We start from the raw sequence: 20,123 nt of genomic DNA, 5'->3' as shown, positions 1-20,123 counted from the left end.
CCGAAATCAGAAATTAGTGTAGACCACATATCCATGAGCCGGTACATTAACCTGTTTATTTACGGTTTCACTTTTTCCTGTAAAGTAATTGGTCCAGTTACCAGGAGTGGCAGGGAAAACAATATCAGTAGCGGTATGTGTAAAGTTACCCACCACCACCAGTTGCTTACCCGTTATACTTTTTACCAATAATGTACGACCGTTGTCCCAATCAGAAGTTTCCACCTTCCATGTCAAAGTTGCATTTGCATCAAACAACTCCGGATGAGCATTGCGCAGCTTCATCAAACCTGCATAAACATCGTGCAGCCCTTTACGATCGGCGTTATCTAAATATTCCCAATGCAAAGGCTTCCTACCGGTACGGCCATTTTCTTCAATAGAGATGTCATATCCCATCTCTCCGAACTGCCAAACCATCTTAGGACCAGGAACGGTAAGGAAGAAAGTTGTATTTAGTGCCAACTGATTCATACGGGCATCAAGGTCGGTTTTCAGCACACCATCACCCCATTGCGACTGTTTGTAAGCTGTGCGTTCTTCATCATGGCTTTCCATAAAACCTACCCATGCAGTGTTTTTCTCATAAAGGCTACTAAAAGAACTATTTTCAGCATACCCCATAGCCGACTGACAATAGGCATTATTCAAGTTACGCCATAAGTGCATACCATCAGCTGCCAGTTCATTTTCTTCCTTTGAATCACAGAAATGCTCCAAGATAACATAAGAGTCCTTTTTCACTTCCTTGATGGCCGCATTATAATCCTTTAGGACGGCAATGCGACCCGCATCGTAATTGGATGCTGTACTTTCAGTGCAAGAGGTTTGTGTGAACCCTTTCGTCAAATCAAAACGAAAGCCATCCACCTTATATTCCTTCAACAAGAATTGCAGATTACGCTTCACAAACTTACGCACCAATGGGCTTTCATGATTGAAATCATGGAACACGCTATAAGGATGAGGTGCTTCCACATTGAAGTATGGATTATTCTTTGCAGTCTTATCACCATCCCAATAGAGTTTAGCCAGCGGATTATTTCCTGTAGCATGATTATAAACCACATCCAGAATAACTGCCATACCAGCCTCATGACAAGCATCAATGAACTGCTTATACATTGTTTTTGTCCCATAAGCTTTATCCATCGCAAAGAAAAAACAAGGATTATACCCCCAACTGTCATTGCCGTCAAACTCCTGCACCGGCATCAACTCAATAGCGTTGACACCCATTTCTTTCAAGTAAGAAAGCTTTCCCATCGCACCGTTAATGTCACTCGTAGCCGTAAAGTCGCGCAAGTGCAATTCATATATCACTAATTGCTTAGGATTTGCTATTTTAAAATCATTATACTTCCAGTTATAACTATCTTTCTGTATCTTGAAGGTCGAAACGATTCCTACCCCTCCCTTAGGATAAACCAGGTTTTCATTATAGGTAGAAGCTGAAATATCTTTATCATTATCAGGATCCAGTATTTTTTCAGTATAAGCATCTGCCAAATGAATTACTTCACCTTCCTTTGTACCCACATAGTATTGGAAAGCATACTCTTTACCAGCATCTAACCCCGCCAACGTAATCCACCAACATCCGGAAGCATCATCACGATACATCTGCGACTTTTCGTCATTACTTAAGGTCCAATTGTTAAAGTCACCCACAACATGTGCAAAATCCTTATGATTTCCATTCACATCTTTATCATAAAGTACCAGTGTCACTGTAGAATTATCCATTATGTTGATACCTTCGACCATATCAGCCGGTACAGCGGCAGTTTTAATCTCACCGGGTACAAATCCTTCATATTTTGTATCAGTTACCGCTATAAAGGAATCAGTATCTATTCCTTTTTTACTACCATCCGCACTACGAATCACTATTCCAAGTTGGTTCACCGGTGTCTTTCCACTCCCAAACCACTCCCGGATATTCGGACTCAATGTAATACTCCAAATATTAGCCTCAGATAAAGTCATCTTACATTTATCTTTGTTTTCTGCCCACTCTGCAGGCACGAATTGCCAACGACCTTCACTGACAACACCAATATGTACATACACATCTCCTTTATACTCATAGAGGGCAGACTTTGTATCCGCTTTAAACGTAATGACAAGAGACTGATCAGCATCTGGTACCACCGGTGTATAACTCAGACCAGCAGGAATTGCAATTGCATTGGCAGCTTGAGTGACGGATATTTCTTCCCTTTTTGAACCGGATATAATATTCAATTGTGCTGTACGCGCTATTCCAGTTTCATTTTTAGCAACAGAAACCATAATCGTAGCTTTTCCTGACAAGCCTTTTGCCGGATTGATACTGCACCAGCCAATATCCTCACCACTCAGCTCAGCAGTCCATTGATATCCGGCCTCAAAACTGACACTTTGTGAAGAAGCAGCTTCAGCAAAGCTAAAACCTTGTTCAAAAATAGCTTCACTACCGGAGGCAGGAGTCAAATATTCCTGAAACTCCTCTTTGTTGTCACTACATGCCGTGAATGCCAGCAGCACGCTGAAGCATATCAAATGCCATAAAACAAGATTCTCACGTTGAACGATAATTTTCATAATATGAAGTATTTAAAGTTATCACTTCACAAATATAACCGGAAAAGAAAGGGCAAATCAATTAACGTAAAGGAAAACGAGAACAATATCACGAAAACGTTTGCATATCAAACAGAAAGAGGAGACCTTACACAATATAATAGTATAGGGTCTCCTCTTTTATTAAAATCCAGCCGTCAGAATCTAATTATTCTATACTCTAATGCATTCAGTTTAATTTCATTCATCAATTCCAGAGGTTTATTTTCGTAAATATCAGTAGCTACATGATGCTTCCAACCCTCCGGTAAGATAACAGAAACATCTCTATTACGCACATTAACCAATATCATAAAAGCATCTTTACCATCACTTTTCTGATACATCAAGACGTCTGAAGCAGGATACCCAGTTAATATTCCTTTCCGAAGTGCAGGATATTTATTATACAATCCCATTAAACACCCATATTCTTGATAAATATCCGAACATTCGGACCAATCCACGGATGTATATGCAAAAAAATTAATAGGAGCCTCATGTCCAATTTCTTGTGAACTATAAATCAATGCTCCACCATGCAAAAAAACTGTTCCAACAAAAGCAGCCATAGCTGCCCTTTCACTTCCTAACTCCACAATTGGCGACATTTTAGAAGCCTCATCATGATTGGTAATAAAACGTAATTTCATTTTTCCTGCCGGAATTGAGTCATACTCGCTCCAATCCACCTCCAACAAGCGTGCCGCACTACTATCATTAACGAAAACATCCCGCATCGCCTCCATCAAATCCCAAGCATAGTTCATATCAAATCCTGCATCAAAATGATCTTTGCGCTTACCTTCTGCCAACATTAACAATTTCCGATTTGGAATAGCCCTCAGAGAATCAACAGCTTGCTTCCAGAAAGTATATGGAACATAATCAGCAGCATCACAGCGAAAACCATCTACACCAACTTCTTGTATCCAATATTTCATAGCATCAATCATTGCAAGGCACATATCTGCATTATCGTAGTTCAAATCTGCCACATCATTCCATCCCGTTCCTGCAGGAGAAATTATATTTCCGATACTATCCTGAGTATACCACTCTTTATGTTCTTTAATCCAAGCATGGTCCCAAGATGTATGATTAGCAACCCAATCTAAAATTACACTTATTCCTTTTTCATGGCATAATTCCACTAAACGCTTAAATTCTTCTACTGTTCCAAATTCAGGATTTATTCTTTTATAATCTTTGATACAATAAGGAGAATTCACCGTATTTACCTCACCAATCTCATAGATTGGCATAAACCAAACAACATTAACACCCAAAAACTGAATAGAATCAAGATGTTTTGATATGACATTAAATGCATTCTTCAGAGCAAAAACACGTGGATTGATTTCGTACATCACAACGTCTTCTACAGCAGGTAATACTTGCTTTTGTTCAGTAACTATCTCGCGTTTTCCGGCACAAGCATACACTGTCAATAATACAAGTATAGTATAAAATAAATTCCTCATCTATTTACAATTCATTGGTCTGACAAATAAAAAAGGATTAAAGGTCCCCCCCTTAATCCTTTTTCTATAAATAAGAGAGCCTTAATTGGCTGTCATTGTAGCATTCTTAGCTTCTGGATCCAATACAATCGTGTATGTTCCAGCTGAAACTTTAATATTTCCACCATCCTGCGTCAGCGCACCTAAACTACCACCAAAGTTTATAGTCCAAGCTGCATCCCATCTGAATTTCATTTCACCATCACCTAATGTAACAGTCACCGACCACTTTTGCGTTTCAGCATCATAATCCATTAAAGTGCCTTTATCCCATCCACCAGGAGTAGCATCACCAATAATCTCCCAACCTGTCTTATCCAAAGTAGCAACCATCTTCTTAGTATCGGCACCTACTCGATAATAACCGGCAGCCTCAATCTTAACATTACCGCCATCACCGATAACAAACGTAGTTGATGTCTTAGCCTCATTCCAAGTAATATCTCCAACAACACCAATCCACGTACCAGAATCATAGAACTTGAATTCTGTATCGGCAGGGAAATAGTGAGTGCCAGTATATTTGAAATCACGAGCTGCAGATTCTACCTTATAGCAATCATCAGCTTCCGGCTTCCAACCATCACCACTCTGATAGCTACCAGGCAATGTCATTGCAGAGCTAGAAAGCTCAATCGTTGTTTCTTCCATACTATAAGTATATTTTCCTGCATTAGTCAAATTTAAAGTAATAATATAGGGACTTGCCTTTACCACTTTGAAATTTTGACCTCCAGCAACCAAGTTACCGGCCAACTCAGAAAGTTTACCTTCTTCTGCTCCATAATTGAATCCCCAGTCATTATTGGCTCTAAATTTGAATTCCTTATCGAGCAACGGAGTAACCACTGTCCAAAGACGAGTAGTGGTATCGTATTCCATCTGGGTATCTTTGTCCCAACCACTAGACGTAGCATCTCCAATTACTCCCCAAACCAGCCCTTTCTCTGATTGGGTTACCTTACCTTCTGCATCTAAAGTAATTTCAATGAAACCTTTACCATCAGCAGTAACTTGCTGATCTTTAGCCAATACTTTCGTAAGGTCTGCACCATCAATGATTGCATAAGAAGCAGCACCATCAAAATTGGCATAACCACTATAAATGCCATCACCGTCAGGGTCACCTATCAAATAGGCAGTAGTGTAGTCCCAATCAGGATAGCCAACAGCTACATAAGCATACTTCCATGTAATATTATCTACATTAGGGTCATAAGGTGTAGCCTTAAAAGTTATTGAGTTACTAGCTGCATCAGTATAAGCATCATATGCCTCAGAAACCAAAGAAACAGTAAAATCATACGTTTGCCCCGGATATGCTCCTACCTTAGCCAATAAAGAATTCATTTCACTATTTGTAAATGCCAGTTTTGCATCCCCTGTTTCTCCTATTACAATACTCTTATTGGTAGAAGTATTTGTTAGAGTTACAACATAATTAACTACTGCAGAAACTCCATAATCTGCCTTATCCCAAGCTATTTCCGGAAATTGCGCATCCTTATTGTCTTTAGTAATAGTAATGTCTGTTTGGGAAAGCGCATGCAATGCAGCAGCAGTCTTCAATTCCAATATGGGGGTAGCATCCTCCTCACAAGACATCAATGCGAAGATTCCAGCCAAAAGTAAATAAATATATTTTGTCTTCATATCATTCATGTTTAATCATTAATATTAGTATCCTTCATTCTGTACCAGGTTCTGATTAGAACCAACATCGTCTGAAGGCAAGGGGAACACTTGATAAAAGCTTTCAACAGATTTTCCTGCCGCAACTCCACCCTTCCATGGCCAAACATAATCAGCAGAAGTATATTTACCGAAGCGAATCAAATCTGTACGTCTTTGAGCTTCGTAGAATAGCTCACGTGCGCGTTCATCCATCATAAAGTCCAAAGTAAAATCACTATCGGAAATAGGTGCGGACGCCTTGTCTGAATATGCACGTTTACGCAAATCATTTACATATCCCAAAGCCTCTGTTTTTGTTGCTCCTTGTCCGCCACGAAGAACAGCTTCTGCTAAATTCAAATAGATTTCACCTAAACGGAATAATGGATAATCTGTCCAAGCTTCCGCAGATGCAGGTTTACTTCCATCTTTATTCACATTATAAAACTTGGTAACGGGAATGCCATTATTGACAAAATCAGCCTCATTTGTGATCTCAATATTTGTGGTAGCTTCTGTACGCAACATTGCTTTACGAGTATCCTTATCACTGCTATCCTCTTTTTCAAAGATATTATATAAAGACGACTTAGCTCTAACACCTTGCCAACCTCCCTTTGCATTCGTTTCTTCTTGAAAATCAGCAGAACCCCAGCATAACAAAGCTGTCATACCTCCCCAGGTCATTGTATCTTCACCTTCATATCTCAATGGGAAAATCATCTCTTTGGATTGGTCATTATCAGCTTTGAACATATCGCCATAAACCGGTTCCAATTGGTAACCTGCTGAAATAATCTTTTTAGAATAAGTCACACATTCAGTATATTTATTTACACCTACATACGTGTCTGCATTCAAATACAAGCGAGACAATGCAGCCCACAGAGCAGCTTTATTAGCATGTCCATAATTATCATTAAATCCAACTACAGGATCAAGCATATCACTTTCACATGCCAACATTTCACTTTCAATGTATTCAAATAATTGATCTTTCATAATTTGTTGTGGACGAACGCTACCAATAGGGCTGTTTTCATCTACAAACGAAACATTACGATACAAATCCAAAGCATACAGATACATCAAAGCACGCATAAAACGAGCTTCTGCACGGAAAGTTTTAATAGAAGCCTTTACTTGCTCTGAACAACCTCGTGAGGCAAGTTTATCATCAGTTGTTTCACGTAAAAACGCATTTGACAAGTTAATCTGATAATACAAACGATAATATGATCCTTTGATCCATGGACTTGAAGCAGCCCAAGAAATATGATTGAAGTCTGGAATACCAGGATCATTCCAGCAACAATGAGCGATATCAGAAGCCAATTCCTGCATATTCCACAATACGCGAATAAATGAAGCCTGAGAACCACCGTCAATGCCGGCAACATCCTGGTCTGAGTCTCCACCTGCATTACCACCTATTACCAAACCTGCATATATTTTAGCCAAACTTTGTTCATAAGCTCCTATCTCCTTTCCAAAAACGACATCCGAAACCAATTCATCCTTATCCAATGGAACCGTATCCAGATCGTTCACACAAGAGGTAACCCCTAACATCGTACTCAAAAGGGCTGCCGACAATATATATTTATATTTTAATATTTTCATAACTTCATTGATTAAAAATTAAGATTCAAGCCTAACATAAATACACGAGGGCGAGGATAGATATTATTATCAACTCCACTACCGCTAATTTCAGGATCCAAACCATCATATTTGGTAATAACAAACGGATTCTGTACCGTGACATAAACACGTGCACTTTGTTTATCATTGAACAGCTTGTTAAAAGTGTATCCTAATGAAATATTGTCCATCCGTACAAAAGAAGCATTCTGAACATAGTAACTAGAACGATATTGCCCTGTCTTGAAATTTGTTTTCCATGCAGAAGTCAAACGATTTTTCAAGAAACCAGTTTGGTCATACATTTGTGAACCATCCCAAGCCTCACGATTGGATTGTACATTGTTATAAGCATAGTTTCCAATACTTGCACGCAAAGCAAATGACAAATCCCAATTCTTATAAGACAATTGAGAAGTTAATCCCATAAATACGTCAGGAGCAGACTTTTTGTAAGCGACCAAATCTTCTTCGTCTATTTTATTATCCCCATTTTGATCAACATAAGCACCTTCTATCGGATTTCCAGCCTTATCATAAAGTTGTTCCCATACATAGAATGAATTATAAGGATGATCAACAGCATTTATCATGATATTATAACCGGTTGCTCCATCAATACCAGTATGAATCACACCTTTATAAGCCGGGTCATCATTAAATGTCAATTTGGTAATTTCATTTTTATTATAAGAGATGTTATAACTCAATGTCCAGTCCCAATCTTTTGTCGTGATAGGATGAGCCGTCAAAGTAAGTTCAATACCTTTATTCTCCAATGTACCTACATTCGTCAACAACTGGTTACTAAAGTTTGTACCGGCAGGAGCTGTAACTGTATTCAGCAAATCATCAGTTTTACGATAATACAAATCAAGAGTACCTGTCAATTTGTTGTTCAATACACCGAAATCCAATCCAATATTGTAAGTTGTAGTTTCTTCCCATTTCAAGTTTTCATCATAAGCTTGAGGAGCAATCAATGAATACTTGTTGTTACCAAAATAATAATTTGCTCCAGCTTTGGAATACATATAGCGAGCCATATAAGGATAGTCACCATTATTCAGGTTTTGCTGACCAGTAATACCATAGCCCAAACGCAACTTCAAATCAGAAAGCCAATCCACTCCCTTCAAGAAATTCTCTTCTTTCATCTTCCATGCCAAAGCAACTGAAGGAAATAATCCCCAACGATTGTCTTTATTGAAACGTGAAGAACCATCATTACGCAAGGTAAATGTCACCAAATAACGATTCAATAATGTATAATTCAAACGCCCAAAGAAAGAAACAAGATAGTTTTCAGTTGAATAATCTTCCATATCCTTATAGAATTCCTTACCAGTTTCTTCAGCTTTTACTGTAGAATAAGGATATTTGGTCCATGTAGAATTATAGAAATGCTGCCAAGAATAACCCGCCATAACATCGACATGATGTGCACCAAACTCTTTAGCATAATTCAAATAGAAATCCAGCAATGTATTCCGCTTCAATTGATAATAACTGCTATTTTCACCAAACCCTGTTTTATAGTTACCTTGGCACCAAGTCATAGGAGCATTATCTTCTATAATAACATCACCTTCACTCTTAGACACGTCGTAACCTAAATTCAAGTTTGCTCTCAATTCGGGCAGGAAATGAAACTTATAGTCAATTTGTGCATTACCAATACTTCTATAAACAGTTGATTCGTCATGCTTTGAATCTAAAATAGAAACGGGATTAGCCAAACCAATATCAACCGGTGTAGGATTATTGCCACTTTTCATATACATAAAGTAGCCGTTACCATAGGGATTTCCATCCATGTAAATAGGCTGTGTCGGATCATATTGCGTCGCCATACCTATCGCACCAGTATCTGCAAAACGGTTTGTATTATAAATACCTTTCACATTCAACTGAATATTCAATTTCTTATCAAAGAAATTAGGATTCAAGCTAATAGCACCAGTCAAACGCTCCATATTAGAAGTCTTCAATATACCATTTTCATTGGTATAAGAAACTGATACACGATAGGGCATGTGTGGTATAGCACCAGAAACATTAACATTGTGGTCTGTACTGAAAGAGGTTTTGAATATTTCATCCTGCCAATCAGTATTTGCTTGACCTAATGCTTTAAACTGAGCACTTGATTCACCGAATTTAGAAGTCACAAATTCTCTAAATTCATTTGCAGACATTACATCTACTTTATTGGGTCTTGTATTAATAGAGAATGTACCGCTATAACCAACTTGTACACGTCCAGACTTTCCTTTTTTAGTATTAATAATAATAACACCGTTAGATGCACGAGAACCATAAATGGCTGTTGCAGAAGCATCTTTCAAAATAGTAAAAGTCTCAATATCATTGGGATGGACAGTAGCCAAAGGATTTGACATACCATTAATACCACCGTCATCTACAGGCACACCGTCAATAACAATCAACGGATTATTGGATGCAGACATAGAAGAACCGCCACGCACACGAATTGTAGCACCAGCTCCCGGAGCACCACCGTCAGTAATCACACTTACACCGGCAGCTTTACCAACCAACATATCAGTAGCAGATGTAACAGCACCTTTTACCATTTTATCTGCACTAATAGCCGTAACAGACCCAGTCAAATCATTCTTTTTGGCTGTACCGTAACCAATTACGACCACCTCGCCCAACAATTCCGCATCATCTTGTAATGTAATAATTACTGAAGGAGCAGCAGCTACTTCTTGCGTCTTGTATCCGATAAAAGACACGACCAACGTAGCTCCCTGAGGAACTGTCAATGTAAAATTACCATCAAGGTCAGTGATTGTACCATTCGTGGAATTTCCTTTTTCCACTACATTTGCGCCTATCACTCCTCCCAAAGCATCTTTTACATGCCCTTTCACGGTGATGTTCTGTGCATAAGCGCCTACAGACAAGAATAACCCTAACATTAGGGTAAGAATCGTTTGACAGATTCTAAGATTAACTTGCTTCATGCATTTAATAAATTAAAGTTAACAATATTAATTACCTATATATATTATTCGAAAAATAATTTTCGTACTTTCGCTTTCCAACGTCTTTCAAGTACCCAAAGCATGACGCAACAAAAATATGCTTTATTACTTTAGTAAAGTATAAAGAGAGTGTAAAATGTGGGAAACGAACAGTGCAAACGATTGCATGCGGTTGCACAAGATAGGGAAATCACTTGATATATCATAATACAGCGCTTCTCTCCACTCTACATGTGGCATTCTTGCACATAACATATATGTTTATTCTGCTGAAGTACAGAGATTTTCACCGCCTAACGGCCGTTAGGCGATTTGTTGATGGCCGTTGGTAGATTGCTTTACGGCCGTCAACAAATCGCTTTACGACCGTTAAGCACTACACAACATCAAGACAAAACAAAAGAAACACAAAGCTTTTACTGAAGAAATGCCATGCATGTATAAACCAAGCAACATACTTTCAAGATATGAATAACGTGTCTGCACAATATTAATATGCCATTAACACGATATTAACAAAATGGCCGACATGATATTAACTTGTTACATTACAATAAGTTAACATCATGTCGGCCCTAAAAACAGAGGTGGAAGCAAATTTTGCTTCCACCTTTTTCTGTTGCTTCCACCGCACCTCAAACACCGATGAACAAAGGGTTACAGAGCAGGTGTGGTAGAGTGGAAGCAAATAGTGCTATTTATTTCTCTGAAGTATAAAGTACCAGCTTTCCGGACTTCAATCCTTTAGCCCTTGCCTCAAACACAATCTCACCGGCTTGCTCGCCACTCTGCACAATAGCCGTCAGCTGACCGCTGAAAGCCGGCATCTTGGGCAGATGGAACAAATCGAGGCTGGTAGCATCTCCATTGGCAGCAGCGCGATATTTTCCGGCACCCTTCACCGAGAAGTTTACCATGCGGCTGTCTGCCGGACAAAGGTTACCGTCCTTATCCACGACACGGACTGTGATATATGCCAGGTCTTTGCCATCGGCAGACAAGCGGGTGCGGTCGGCAACCAGCTCCAGATGATGGGGCTTGCCAGCGGTACGAATCACCTTTTCTTCTGCAGGATTGCCGGAAGCATCATAAGCCACCACTTTCACTTCGCCCGGTTCATAAGGAACATCCATCCACATCAAGCGATAGCGACGCTGCAAAGCAAGGGAGTCCCGGCCTTCCAAAGCACGGCTTTCATCAGCAGTAAGTTTCCGTTGTTTGCCATAACTCTTTCCGTTGACGAACAGTTCGGCACTGGGATAGCTGGTGTAAACAAAAACCGGAGTATTCTCCCCTTCCCTGCCCGGCCACGTCCAGTGCGGAAGGACATGCAAGGTATTTGCCTGCTTGTTCCATAGGCTGCGGTACAGATAGAAACGGTCTTTGGGGAGGCTTGCCAAGTCTATGATACCGAAAACGGAGCTGTGGCTGGGCCAGGAATCCGTACTATAAGGAGAAGGCTCACCCAAATAATCAAAGCCCGTCCAGACGAACTGTCCGATTGTCCAGTCATAATCATCAGACAAAGCAAAATCCTCATCGGGAAGATTCGACCAGGAACAACACTCCACATCATAACCGGAGCACTGATGGTCATCATACATCACACTGGCACCCTTCTGTACGGGAAATTTATAGACACCACGAGAACTTACAGTGGAAGCCGTCTCCGAACCAAGCACAATATTCTGTGGAAGAGTCTCATAAGACTCCACATAACGGTGAGCCCGATAATTAAGACCGGGTACATCAATCATTGCCGCAAACCCGTTGGCAAGCACGCAAGTTACCTGGTCCATACCGCAAGTAACGGGGCGTGTAGGGTCTTCGCGATGGCAAATATCCTGCAGGAAAGAAGCCACTTTGTAGCCCTCGGGACTACATTGGGTAGGAACCTCATTTCCTATACTCCACATTACCACACAAGGATTGTTCCGATACTGATGCAGCATATTTACCATATCCTTTTCTGCCCATTCGTTGAAATAGCGGTGATAACCATTCTCACATTTGGCAATATCCCATTCATCGAAAGGTTCCAACATCATCATAAAGCCCATCTCGTCACAGAGTTCCACCAATTCGGGTGTAGGCATATTGTGGGAGGTACGGACTGCATCACATCCCATATCCTTCAATAATGTCAACTGACGGCGAAGAGCAGCCACATTGACAGCCGCACCCAACGGGCCCAAATCGTGGTGATTGCATACCCCCTGGAATTTACGGTGCTTACCATTCAGGAAGAATCCCTTATCAGCTATAATCTCAATGCTGCGGATACCAAAACGCGTGGTATATTCGTCAGTCTGTTTGCCATCTACATAAATCTTAGATACTGCCTTATATAAATAAGGTGTCTCAGGGGACCACAGAGACGGAGCATTTATCAGAAAATTCTGCTCAAATGGCTGTCCGTGATTAATTTTCCGGCTATTATCCTTACGGGCTACTATCTTACCGTCCGGCGCAATAATATCAGTAGAAATACGAACATCCGCATCACCGGCATTCCGTATTGTAGTACGCAGACGCACGGAAGCGTATTCATCAGAAACATGCGGTGTGGTGAGCTGTGTACCCCAAACCGGAACATGAACACGTTCCGTAGTAACCAGGTGGACATTGCGATACAATCCCGCCCCCGGATACCAACGGGAGGACTGGGGTCTGTTTTCCAGACGGACAGCCAGCACATTGTTTTTACCGTCGGCATTCAGCAAACCGGTAACATCGCAATGAAAAGAGTTATATCCGAAAGGCCAGAAACAAGCTTCTTTCCCATTGACATAGACCCGAGCCTCACTCATTGCACCATCGAAAACCAGAGTGACCTGCTTGTCGGCAGGAGCATCAAAAGCCGTACGATACCAACCGACACCCACATAAGGCAACCCTCCGGTACGCCCGGTCTTTACGGAAGCTTGTTTTTCAAGGTCTTGCGTAACCGCTACCTCCTGCAAATCGTTGTTGCGGTCGAACGGACCAAAGATGGCCCAATCATGAGGAATGGTCACTGTTTCCCACTTACTGTCGTCGAAATTTGTTTGTGTTGCTTCGGGAACATCTCCCTTGGTGAACTTCCAGTTCTTTTCCAACAATGCTTCTGTACGCTGCGCCATTGCCGCCAAGGCAAAAAAAGCGCAGCAGGAAAAGATAAGTATTGTCTTTCTCATTCTTCTTTAAAAGATTTTGTTAATATAATTATTTAAAAGCATCCATTATCACAGTGGGGCGGCCGTCTTCAGTGAATGCCCCCAGCCGATATTGGTTCGGCCTGCATTCCGGTTCCCAGTAGAACACACCCTTGCAGCGTCCGTCAGTATTCTCTTTGCACTCTTTCAGGACACGGGCCAGTTGGCGTTTCCCTTCTGCCAGTACGGAAGCACTTGCCAGGTTCCCTTTGTCGTCGGCACACTCCATACCGGTTTCCACCACCATCACATCACAGTTGTATTTCCGGGCTACACTATTAATATTGGCAATACACTCGGTGATAGTTCTATCAGCTGTATATTCCTTGTGCTCGAGCATCGTCCAGTAAGGATAGAGCGACATGCCTATCATATCCCACTTACCGCCATTGGCTTTCAGTCCATTAAAGAACCAGGTATACAATTCGTTGTCATATCCATTGTCCAGATGGACGATGACAATGGCATCGTCGAAGACGGACTTTACCGCATCGTATCCTACATTGATAAAAGCAGCCAGGTTGGCAAAGTTCTTACGGTATTTCACTTTCTCGGAAGTGCTGTTGGAACCCTTTACATCACATTCCCTCACATCATAGGACGCACCACTCAATGCAGCATCTTCATCCCAGAGCATCCCCGGACGGATTTCATTGCCTACCTGAATCCACTTAGGAGTAACTCCTGCCGTTTTCAGCGCATTAAGTACATCGGCAGTATGGTCGGCGACGGCTTTCTTCAAGTCGGCCAAGTTCAGTCCTTTCCATGCAGCAGGCTTATGCTGCTGTCCAGGGTCGGCCCACCAGTCACTGTAATGGAAGTCTACCATTACGTCCATGCCCAGCTCTGCGGCACGCTTGGCTTTCGTCACCAAATCGGCCGTATTGCACCAGTTATCGTGTTCTTTGGGATTGACCCATACTCTGAGTCGAACTGCATTCAAGCCCAAATCCTTCATCAGCTGGAAACAATCGGTCTCCACACCGGAAGCATTGTAGAATTTCATACCCTTATGTTCCATCTCCGTTACCCAACTGATGTCGGCACCTTTAGCAAAGTCCGTAGCCAGAGGTTCCTCCTTATCGGGAATTCCACCGGCGTTGGGGTCTGTCTCATTATTGCTGCTGCATGCAAATACGGCAAAGGCAATACAAAAAAAGAAAGTCAAAAACTTCATGTGTTTCATGGCGTTATCATCATTAATTGCGTACTGCAAATATAAGCATTTAGGAAATATAGAACTACATATCACCTTAATTTGTCAAAATACGGGTGTCCGCAATCGTTTGCACAAACTTACAACCCGATAAACCTCAACGAATAAGCACAATTTACCATATTACGTTATTTTTGCAATCGGATTAGGGAAGTTTACCTTATCTTTGTCCTCAAAACTATACCATGAATAAACCGCAGATTACCATCAAGGATATTGCCCGGGCGCTGAATGTCTCTCCTTCCACCGTGTCAAGAGCGCTGAAAGACAATCCGGACATCAGCAAGGAAACTCGTGACCTTGTACATGCCTATGCGCGCGAACATAACTACAAGCCCAATGTACTGGCTGTAAACCTCCGCGCAAGCCGCAGCAATACCATCGGCGTCATTGTTCCCCAGCTGGTACACCACTTCTTTTCCTGCGTATTGAGCGGAATTGAGAAAGCGGCGGCAGATGCCGGATATAATATCATAGTGGCGCAGAGCAGCGAATCGTACGAGCAGGAAGTGAAGATTGTGCATTCTTTCCTTGCCGCCCGTGTCTGCGGAGTCATCGCTTCACTTGCCAAGGACACTTCCCAATACGACCATTACCAGGAACTGCTGAACAACGACATTCCCATCGTCTTTTACGACCGTATCTGCACGGGACTGAAAACCGAGCGAGTGGTGGTGGACGACTATGCCGGCTCCTTTGCCGCCGTGGAATACATGATACAGACCGGATGCAAGCGTATCCTTTTCTATGGTGCGGCTCCCCACCTGGAGATTACCAAAAATCGCCGGAACGGCTACCTGGATGCCATGAAGAAGTATAAAATTCCGGTGGACGACAGCATGATTCTGTTGTGCGACACCCGTGAACGCGCCATCTCCATCACTCCCGACCTGCTGGAAAGCGAAGACCGCCCTGACGGTTTCTTTGCCATCAACGACGAGACAGCTTCGGGCATACTGTATGCCTGCAAACTGGTCGGCGTAAAAGTTCCCGACGAAGTATCCATCTGCGGATTCACCGACGGAGCCATTGCGCAAAGCACCGACCCGAAGCTGACTACCGTGGAGCAGCATGGCGAGGAAGTAGGTAAAAGCGTTTTCAGCATTCTGACCGGAAGGCTGGAGGGAGAAGAGAAAAGCAACAACAAGATAGTACGTACCAATCTGGTGATAAGAGGAACAACGAAATAATAAAACATATTAAACCATCATGAAAGTAAAACCCGATTTAAGTTTCTGGAAGCTGTGGAACATCAGCTTTGGTTTTTTCGGCGTACAGATTGCATATGCTTTGCAGAGTGCAAACATCAGCCGTATCTTTTCCACTTTGGGTGCAGACCCGCATAATTTGAGTTATTTCTGGATATTACCGCCGTTGGCAGGTATCATTGTACAACCCATCGTGGGAGCCGCCAGTGACAAGACCTGGACACGCTTCGGGCGGCGCATCCCTTATCTGTTTATAGGTTCGTTGGTGGCCGTACTCGTCATGTGCCTGCTACCCAATGCCGGAAGCTTCGGCATGGCAGTAAGTACAGCCATGATTTTCGGACTGGTATCGCTGATGTTCCTCGACACCTCCATCAATATGGCCATGCAACCCTTCAAAATGATGGTGGGTGACATGGTGAATGAGAAACAAAAAGGGCTCGCCTACTCCATCCAGAGTTTTCTCTGCAATGCAGGCAGCCTGGTAGGCTATCTCTTCCCGTTCATCTTTGCATGGATTGGCATCAGCAATACAGCTCCCCAAGGAGTAATCCCCGACTCGGTGATTTACTCATTCTACATCGGAGCAGCCATCCTTATCTTCTGCGTTATCTACACTTCGGTCAAAGTAAAAGAGATGCCGCCTGCCGAATATGCAGAGTATCACGGCATCACCGAAGAAGAGGAACATGAAAAGACCAACATGCTGAAGCTGCTCATCAAGGCTCCGAAAGCATTCTGGACTATCGGACTGGTACAATTCTTCTGCTGGTTTGCCTTTATGTTCATGTGGACCTATACCAACGGCAGCATCGCTGCCAATGCTTTTGACGCTCCTACAGTAGAGCACTTGGTAGATGGTGTGACCAAAGTAGTACTCGACACCAAGAGCCTGCAATATCAGAATGCCGCCGACTGGGTAGGCGTACTGTTTGCCGTGCAAGCCATCGGCTCTGTGCTTTGGGCCATCTGCATACCGATGTTCAAGGACCGCCGCCGCGTCTACTCACTCAGCCTTGTTCTGGGAGGTATAGGTTTCATTTCCACCTATTTTATGCACAATCCGTATATGTTGTTCATTTCCTTCCTGCTGATAGGTTGTGCATGGGCTGCCATGCTGGCACTGCCGTTCACCATCTTGACCAATGCACTGAGCGGAGGACATATGGGTACCTACTTAGGTCTTTTCAATGGTACCATCTGTATTCCACAGATTATTGCGGCAGCTTTGGGCGGCAGTATTCTGTCCTTGTTTACTCCCAAAGGAGTACTGCCCCCCGAAATCAATATGCTTGTATTGGCAGGAGTGATGCTGATAATAGGTGCTTTCTGTGTATATTTAATTAAAGAGACTAAGGGAGAGAAATAGAACCAAGCTCCTACTTCTGCACACAGATGACACAGATAAGGCAGATGAACACGGATTATTAGACAAACTTATCCGTGTTCATCTGCCTTATCTGTGTCATCTGTGTGCTATATTATCTTTTTTAATCCCCTCCCTTCCCCTTTCACTATTTTTGTCCTCACTTTTCTCTTTTATTTCCGCATATTGCGTATCTTTACGGCGATAACTACAGAAAACACGTCGCCATGAAAAAATACCTCAAGACCGATGAATGGAACATCATCGAAGACCAATTCCACCCCGACCGTCAACGGATGTCGGAAAGTATATTCAGCCTCGGAAACGGACGTTTCGGGCAACGAGGGTATTTTGAGGAGCCTTACAGCAGTGACAGTTACCGTGGTTCATTTGTGGCCGGCATCACTTTCCTGGACAAAACCCGCGTAGGATGGTGGAAGAACGGATTTCCACCATATTACACCCGTATACCCAAGGCTGCCGACTGGAGCCGCATCAACCTGCGCCTCATCGATGAGGAACTCGATTTGGCAGGCTGGGATGTCGACAGCTTCAACCGCCGCCTGGATATGAAGGAAGGTATCTCCTACCGGGACATGGAGGTGACGTCTCCTCGTGGAAACCAGCTCCGCATCCATGTAGAGCATATCACAAATATGGCAAGACCCAACCTCTGTCTCATCAAGTACAGCGTGTCTTCCATCAACTATACCGGCAGAATCTCACTCGTGCCCATCCTTGACGGGAATATAGTAGACGATGCCGATCTGCCAAACCTGAAAATATGGAACATACTGCGTTCCGGTTCTACCAGCAGCTGTGCCTATCTCTGGACACAGACCCGCCGGGAAGATGCACAAGTGTGCTACGCCATGACTTACCAATTCTTCAAAAACAACAAGGAAACCACTGCCAACCCCATACGGATAGAAAAGGAAAAGCAGACCGGTTTCAGCGTAGGTGCCGACGTGAAACCCGGAGACAACGTGACACTCATCAAATACACCGCCATCGCTTCTTCTCTCTACCACGAACGGAGTGAATTGGTGGAACACTCCGTGGCCGAGGCACGCGAAGCCAAGAGCATAGGCTGGAATACGCTGGTAGAAGAGCATCGAAGGGCCTGGCAGGAAATCTGGGACGAAACGGATGTCGTCATCGAAGGGGACCCGGAAGCGCAACAAGGTATCCGGTACAACATATTCCAACTGTATCAGACTTACCGGGGAGATGATCCGCGCCTAAACATCGGCCCCAAAGGATTCACCGGAGAAAAATATGGCGGAAATACTTATTGGAACACGGAACTGTGTTGTGTACCGTTTTTTCTGCTCTCCACTCCCAAAGAGATTGCAAAGAACTTGCTGGCATATCGGTACAACCAGCTTCCCAAAGCCATCGAAAACGCCCGTAAACTGGGTTTCAAGGACGGTGCAGCGTTGTTTCCGCAGGTAACCAACAATGGAGAGGAATGCCACAGTGAATGGGAAATAACCTTCGAGGAAATCCACCGTAACAATATCATTGTCTATGCCATCGTTCAGCATGCAGCGCTGACGGGCAATATGGACTATATCGCTAAATATGGCCTGGAAGTAATGATTGCCGTCAGCCGTTTCTGGAGACAACGGGTATCCTTCTCCCAACCCAAACAGAAATATGTCATACTGGGGGTTACCGGCCCGGATGAATACGAAAACAATGTGGACAACAACTGGTACACTAACTATTCCTGTATACAGTGCCTCAAGATGACCCTCCGTTTTCTGGAAATGGTGGCACAGCAATATCCAGATGAATATGCCCACATACGCCGCATCACCAATCTCGACCAAGTGAAGGAAAGTGCCCGGTGGAGAGACATCATCGAACACATGTATCTGCCGGAAGACAAGGAACGGGGTATTTTTATCCAAAATGACGGCTATATGGATAAAGTACTGGAAAGTACAGATAACATTCCTGCCGAAGAACGCCCCATCAACCAACATTGGTCATGGGACCGCATTCTGCGCTCTTGCTACATCAAGCAGAGTGACGTGTTGCTCGGACTTTACCTCTATTATTTCTATTTTGACACGGAAACCGTCCGCCGCAATTTCGAGTTCTATGAGCCGATGACCGTACACGAATCCTCCCTTTCTCCCCACATCCATTCCATCCTGGCTGCACGCATCGGCAAAGTGGAAAAAGCTTACCAGCTTTTCCTGCATGCCACACGGCTTGACCTGGACGACTACAACAACGAAGCAGACCAAGGTCTGCACATAACCAGTATGCCCGGCAGCTGGCTGGCCATTGTACGCGGATTTGCAGGTATGCAGGTGCTGAAGGAGACGTTGTGTTTCTCCCCTGTCATACCGCAAAAATGGGACAGCTATTCATTCAAGGTGAATTATCTGAAAAACACACTTCACATACGGGTAGGAAAAGAAATCGAAATCTCGCTTACAGCAGGCAGCAAAGTGGACATACAAGTCTACGGACACCCATATACGCTGGAACGGGGGACGGAATTGAAAATTAATATGCCAATGTGCCAATGACCTGCGGCGTGATAGCGCAGCATAAACATTGCGCAGCCAATTAGCACATTGGCACATTAAATCATCATTTATCCTATAACCGGGAGAACATTTGGTTGTTTTCCCGGTTTTATGTTTTTATATATACCTGAACG

10 protein-coding genes are annotated in these 20,123 nt (G+C 43.0%); 3 read left to right on the top strand and 7 right to left on the bottom strand.

Translation table 11 applies throughout. The features are described from left to right. Positions 1 to 6: 6 nt before the first annotated feature. From DXD65_RS06115 to DXD65_RS06085, 7 genes are all read right to left on the bottom strand, one after another. The gene (locus tag DXD65_RS06115) at positions 7 to 2,586 is read right to left on the bottom strand and encodes an alpha-amylase family glycosyl hydrolase (protein ID WP_117887429.1); all 2,580 of its coding nucleotides are present in this window, start codon (positions 2,584 to 2,586) and stop codon (positions 7 to 9) included. A gap of 176 nt (positions 2,587 to 2,762) precedes the next feature. Beyond that, the gene (locus DXD65_RS06110; protein WP_005826350.1) at positions 2,763 to 4,088 is read right to left on the bottom strand and encodes an alpha-amylase family glycosyl hydrolase; all 1,326 of its coding nucleotides are present in this window, start codon (positions 4,086 to 4,088) and stop codon (positions 2,763 to 2,765) included. 81 nt (positions 4,089 to 4,169) lie between these two features. Further along, on the bottom strand, positions 4,170 to 5,780 hold the full coding sequence (locus tag DXD65_RS06105; protein ID WP_008663879.1) for a SusE domain-containing protein: 1,611 nt from the start codon (positions 5,778 to 5,780) through the stop codon (positions 4,170 to 4,172). A 24-nt stretch (positions 5,781 to 5,804) separates the two neighbouring features. Next, positions 5,805 to 7,424, bottom strand: coding sequence for a RagB/SusD family nutrient uptake outer membrane protein (locus tag DXD65_RS06100; protein ID WP_117887428.1), 1,620 nt, complete (start codon positions 7,422 to 7,424; stop codon positions 5,805 to 5,807). A gap of 11 nt (positions 7,425 to 7,435) precedes the next feature. Beyond that, positions 7,436 to 10,438: a SusC/RagA family TonB-linked outer membrane protein gene (locus tag DXD65_RS06095; protein ID WP_117887427.1), complete on the bottom strand. Its 3,003-nt coding sequence runs from the start codon at positions 10,436 to 10,438 to the stop codon at positions 7,436 to 7,438. A 719-nt stretch (positions 10,439 to 11,157) separates the two neighbouring features. Then, positions 11,158 to 13,635, bottom strand: a complete 2,478-nt coding sequence (locus DXD65_RS06090) for a glycoside hydrolase family 2 TIM barrel-domain containing protein (protein ID WP_117887426.1) — start codon at positions 13,633 to 13,635, stop codon at positions 11,158 to 11,160. Positions 13,636 to 13,663: 28 nt separating this feature from the next. Continuing rightward, the gene (locus DXD65_RS06085) at positions 13,664 to 14,839 is read right to left on the bottom strand and encodes an arabinogalactan endo-beta-1,4-galactanase (protein WP_117749331.1); all 1,176 of its coding nucleotides are present in this window, start codon (positions 14,837 to 14,839) and stop codon (positions 13,664 to 13,666) included. A gap of 215 nt (positions 14,840 to 15,054) precedes the next feature. Between DXD65_RS06085 and DXD65_RS06080 the strand changes: the two genes are divergently transcribed. The 3 genes from DXD65_RS06080 (at position 15,055) to DXD65_RS06070 (ending at position 19,989) form a co-directional block, all read left to right on the top strand. Next, complete coding sequence (locus DXD65_RS06080; protein WP_117887425.1) at positions 15,055 to 16,059, top strand: LacI family DNA-binding transcriptional regulator; 1,005 nt, start codon at positions 15,055 to 15,057, stop codon at positions 16,057 to 16,059. A 19-nt stretch (positions 16,060 to 16,078) separates the two neighbouring features. After that, positions 16,079 to 17,446 carry an MFS transporter gene (locus DXD65_RS06075; RefSeq protein ID WP_005826335.1) on the top strand — a complete coding sequence of 456 codons (1,368 nt, stop codon included), beginning with the start codon at positions 16,079 to 16,081 and terminating at the stop codon, positions 17,444 to 17,446. Positions 17,447 to 17,670: 224 nt separating this feature from the next. Next, the gene (locus DXD65_RS06070; protein WP_005826334.1) at positions 17,671 to 19,989 is read left to right on the top strand and encodes a family 65 glycosyl hydrolase domain-containing protein; all 2,319 of its coding nucleotides are present in this window, start codon (positions 17,671 to 17,673) and stop codon (positions 19,987 to 19,989) included. Positions 19,990 to 20,123: the final 134 nt, after the last annotated feature.

It is taken from the genome of Bacteroides sp. 4_1_36 (assembly GCF_003466325.1).
In the GTDB taxonomy this organism is placed as follows: domain Bacteria; phylum Bacteroidota; class Bacteroidia; order Bacteroidales; family Bacteroidaceae; genus Bacteroides; species Bacteroides uniformis.
The sequence above is the reverse complement of the archived record's forward strand: the minus strand, read 5'-3'. Positions and strand labels throughout refer to the sequence as shown.

Excerpts from the sequence above, each read along its gene's own strand:
- DXD65_RS06090 (WP_117887426.1), bottom strand. The coding sequence starts at position 13,635 with ATGAGAAAGACAATACTTATCTTTTCCTGCTGCGCTTTTTTTGCCTTG.
- DXD65_RS06070 (WP_005826334.1), top strand. The coding sequence starts at position 17,671 with ATGAAAAAATACCTCAAGACCGATGAATGGAACATCATCGAAGACCAA.
- DXD65_RS06110 (WP_005826350.1), bottom strand. The coding sequence starts at position 4,088 with ATGAGGAATTTATTTTATACTATACTTGTATTATTGACAGTGTATGCT.
- DXD65_RS06095 (WP_117887427.1), bottom strand. The coding sequence starts at position 10,438 with ATGAAGCAAGTTAATCTTAGAATCTGTCAAACGATTCTTACCCTAATG.
- DXD65_RS06080 (WP_117887425.1), top strand. The coding sequence starts at position 15,055 with ATGAATAAACCGCAGATTACCATCAAGGATATTGCCCGGGCGCTGAAT.
- DXD65_RS06105 (WP_008663879.1), bottom strand. The coding sequence starts at position 5,780 with ATGAAGACAAAATATATTTATTTACTTTTGGCTGGAATCTTCGCATTG.
- DXD65_RS06115 (WP_117887429.1), bottom strand. The coding sequence starts at position 2,586 with ATGAAAATTATCGTTCAACGTGAGAATCTTGTTTTATGGCATTTGATA.
- DXD65_RS06085 (WP_117749331.1), bottom strand. The coding sequence starts at position 14,839 with ATGAAACACATGAAGTTTTTGACTTTCTTTTTTTGTATTGCCTTTGCC.
- DXD65_RS06100 (WP_117887428.1), bottom strand. The coding sequence starts at position 7,424 with ATGAAAATATTAAAATATAAATATATATTGTCGGCAGCCCTTTTGAGT.
- DXD65_RS06075 (WP_005826335.1), top strand. The coding sequence starts at position 16,079 with ATGAAAGTAAAACCCGATTTAAGTTTCTGGAAGCTGTGGAACATCAGC.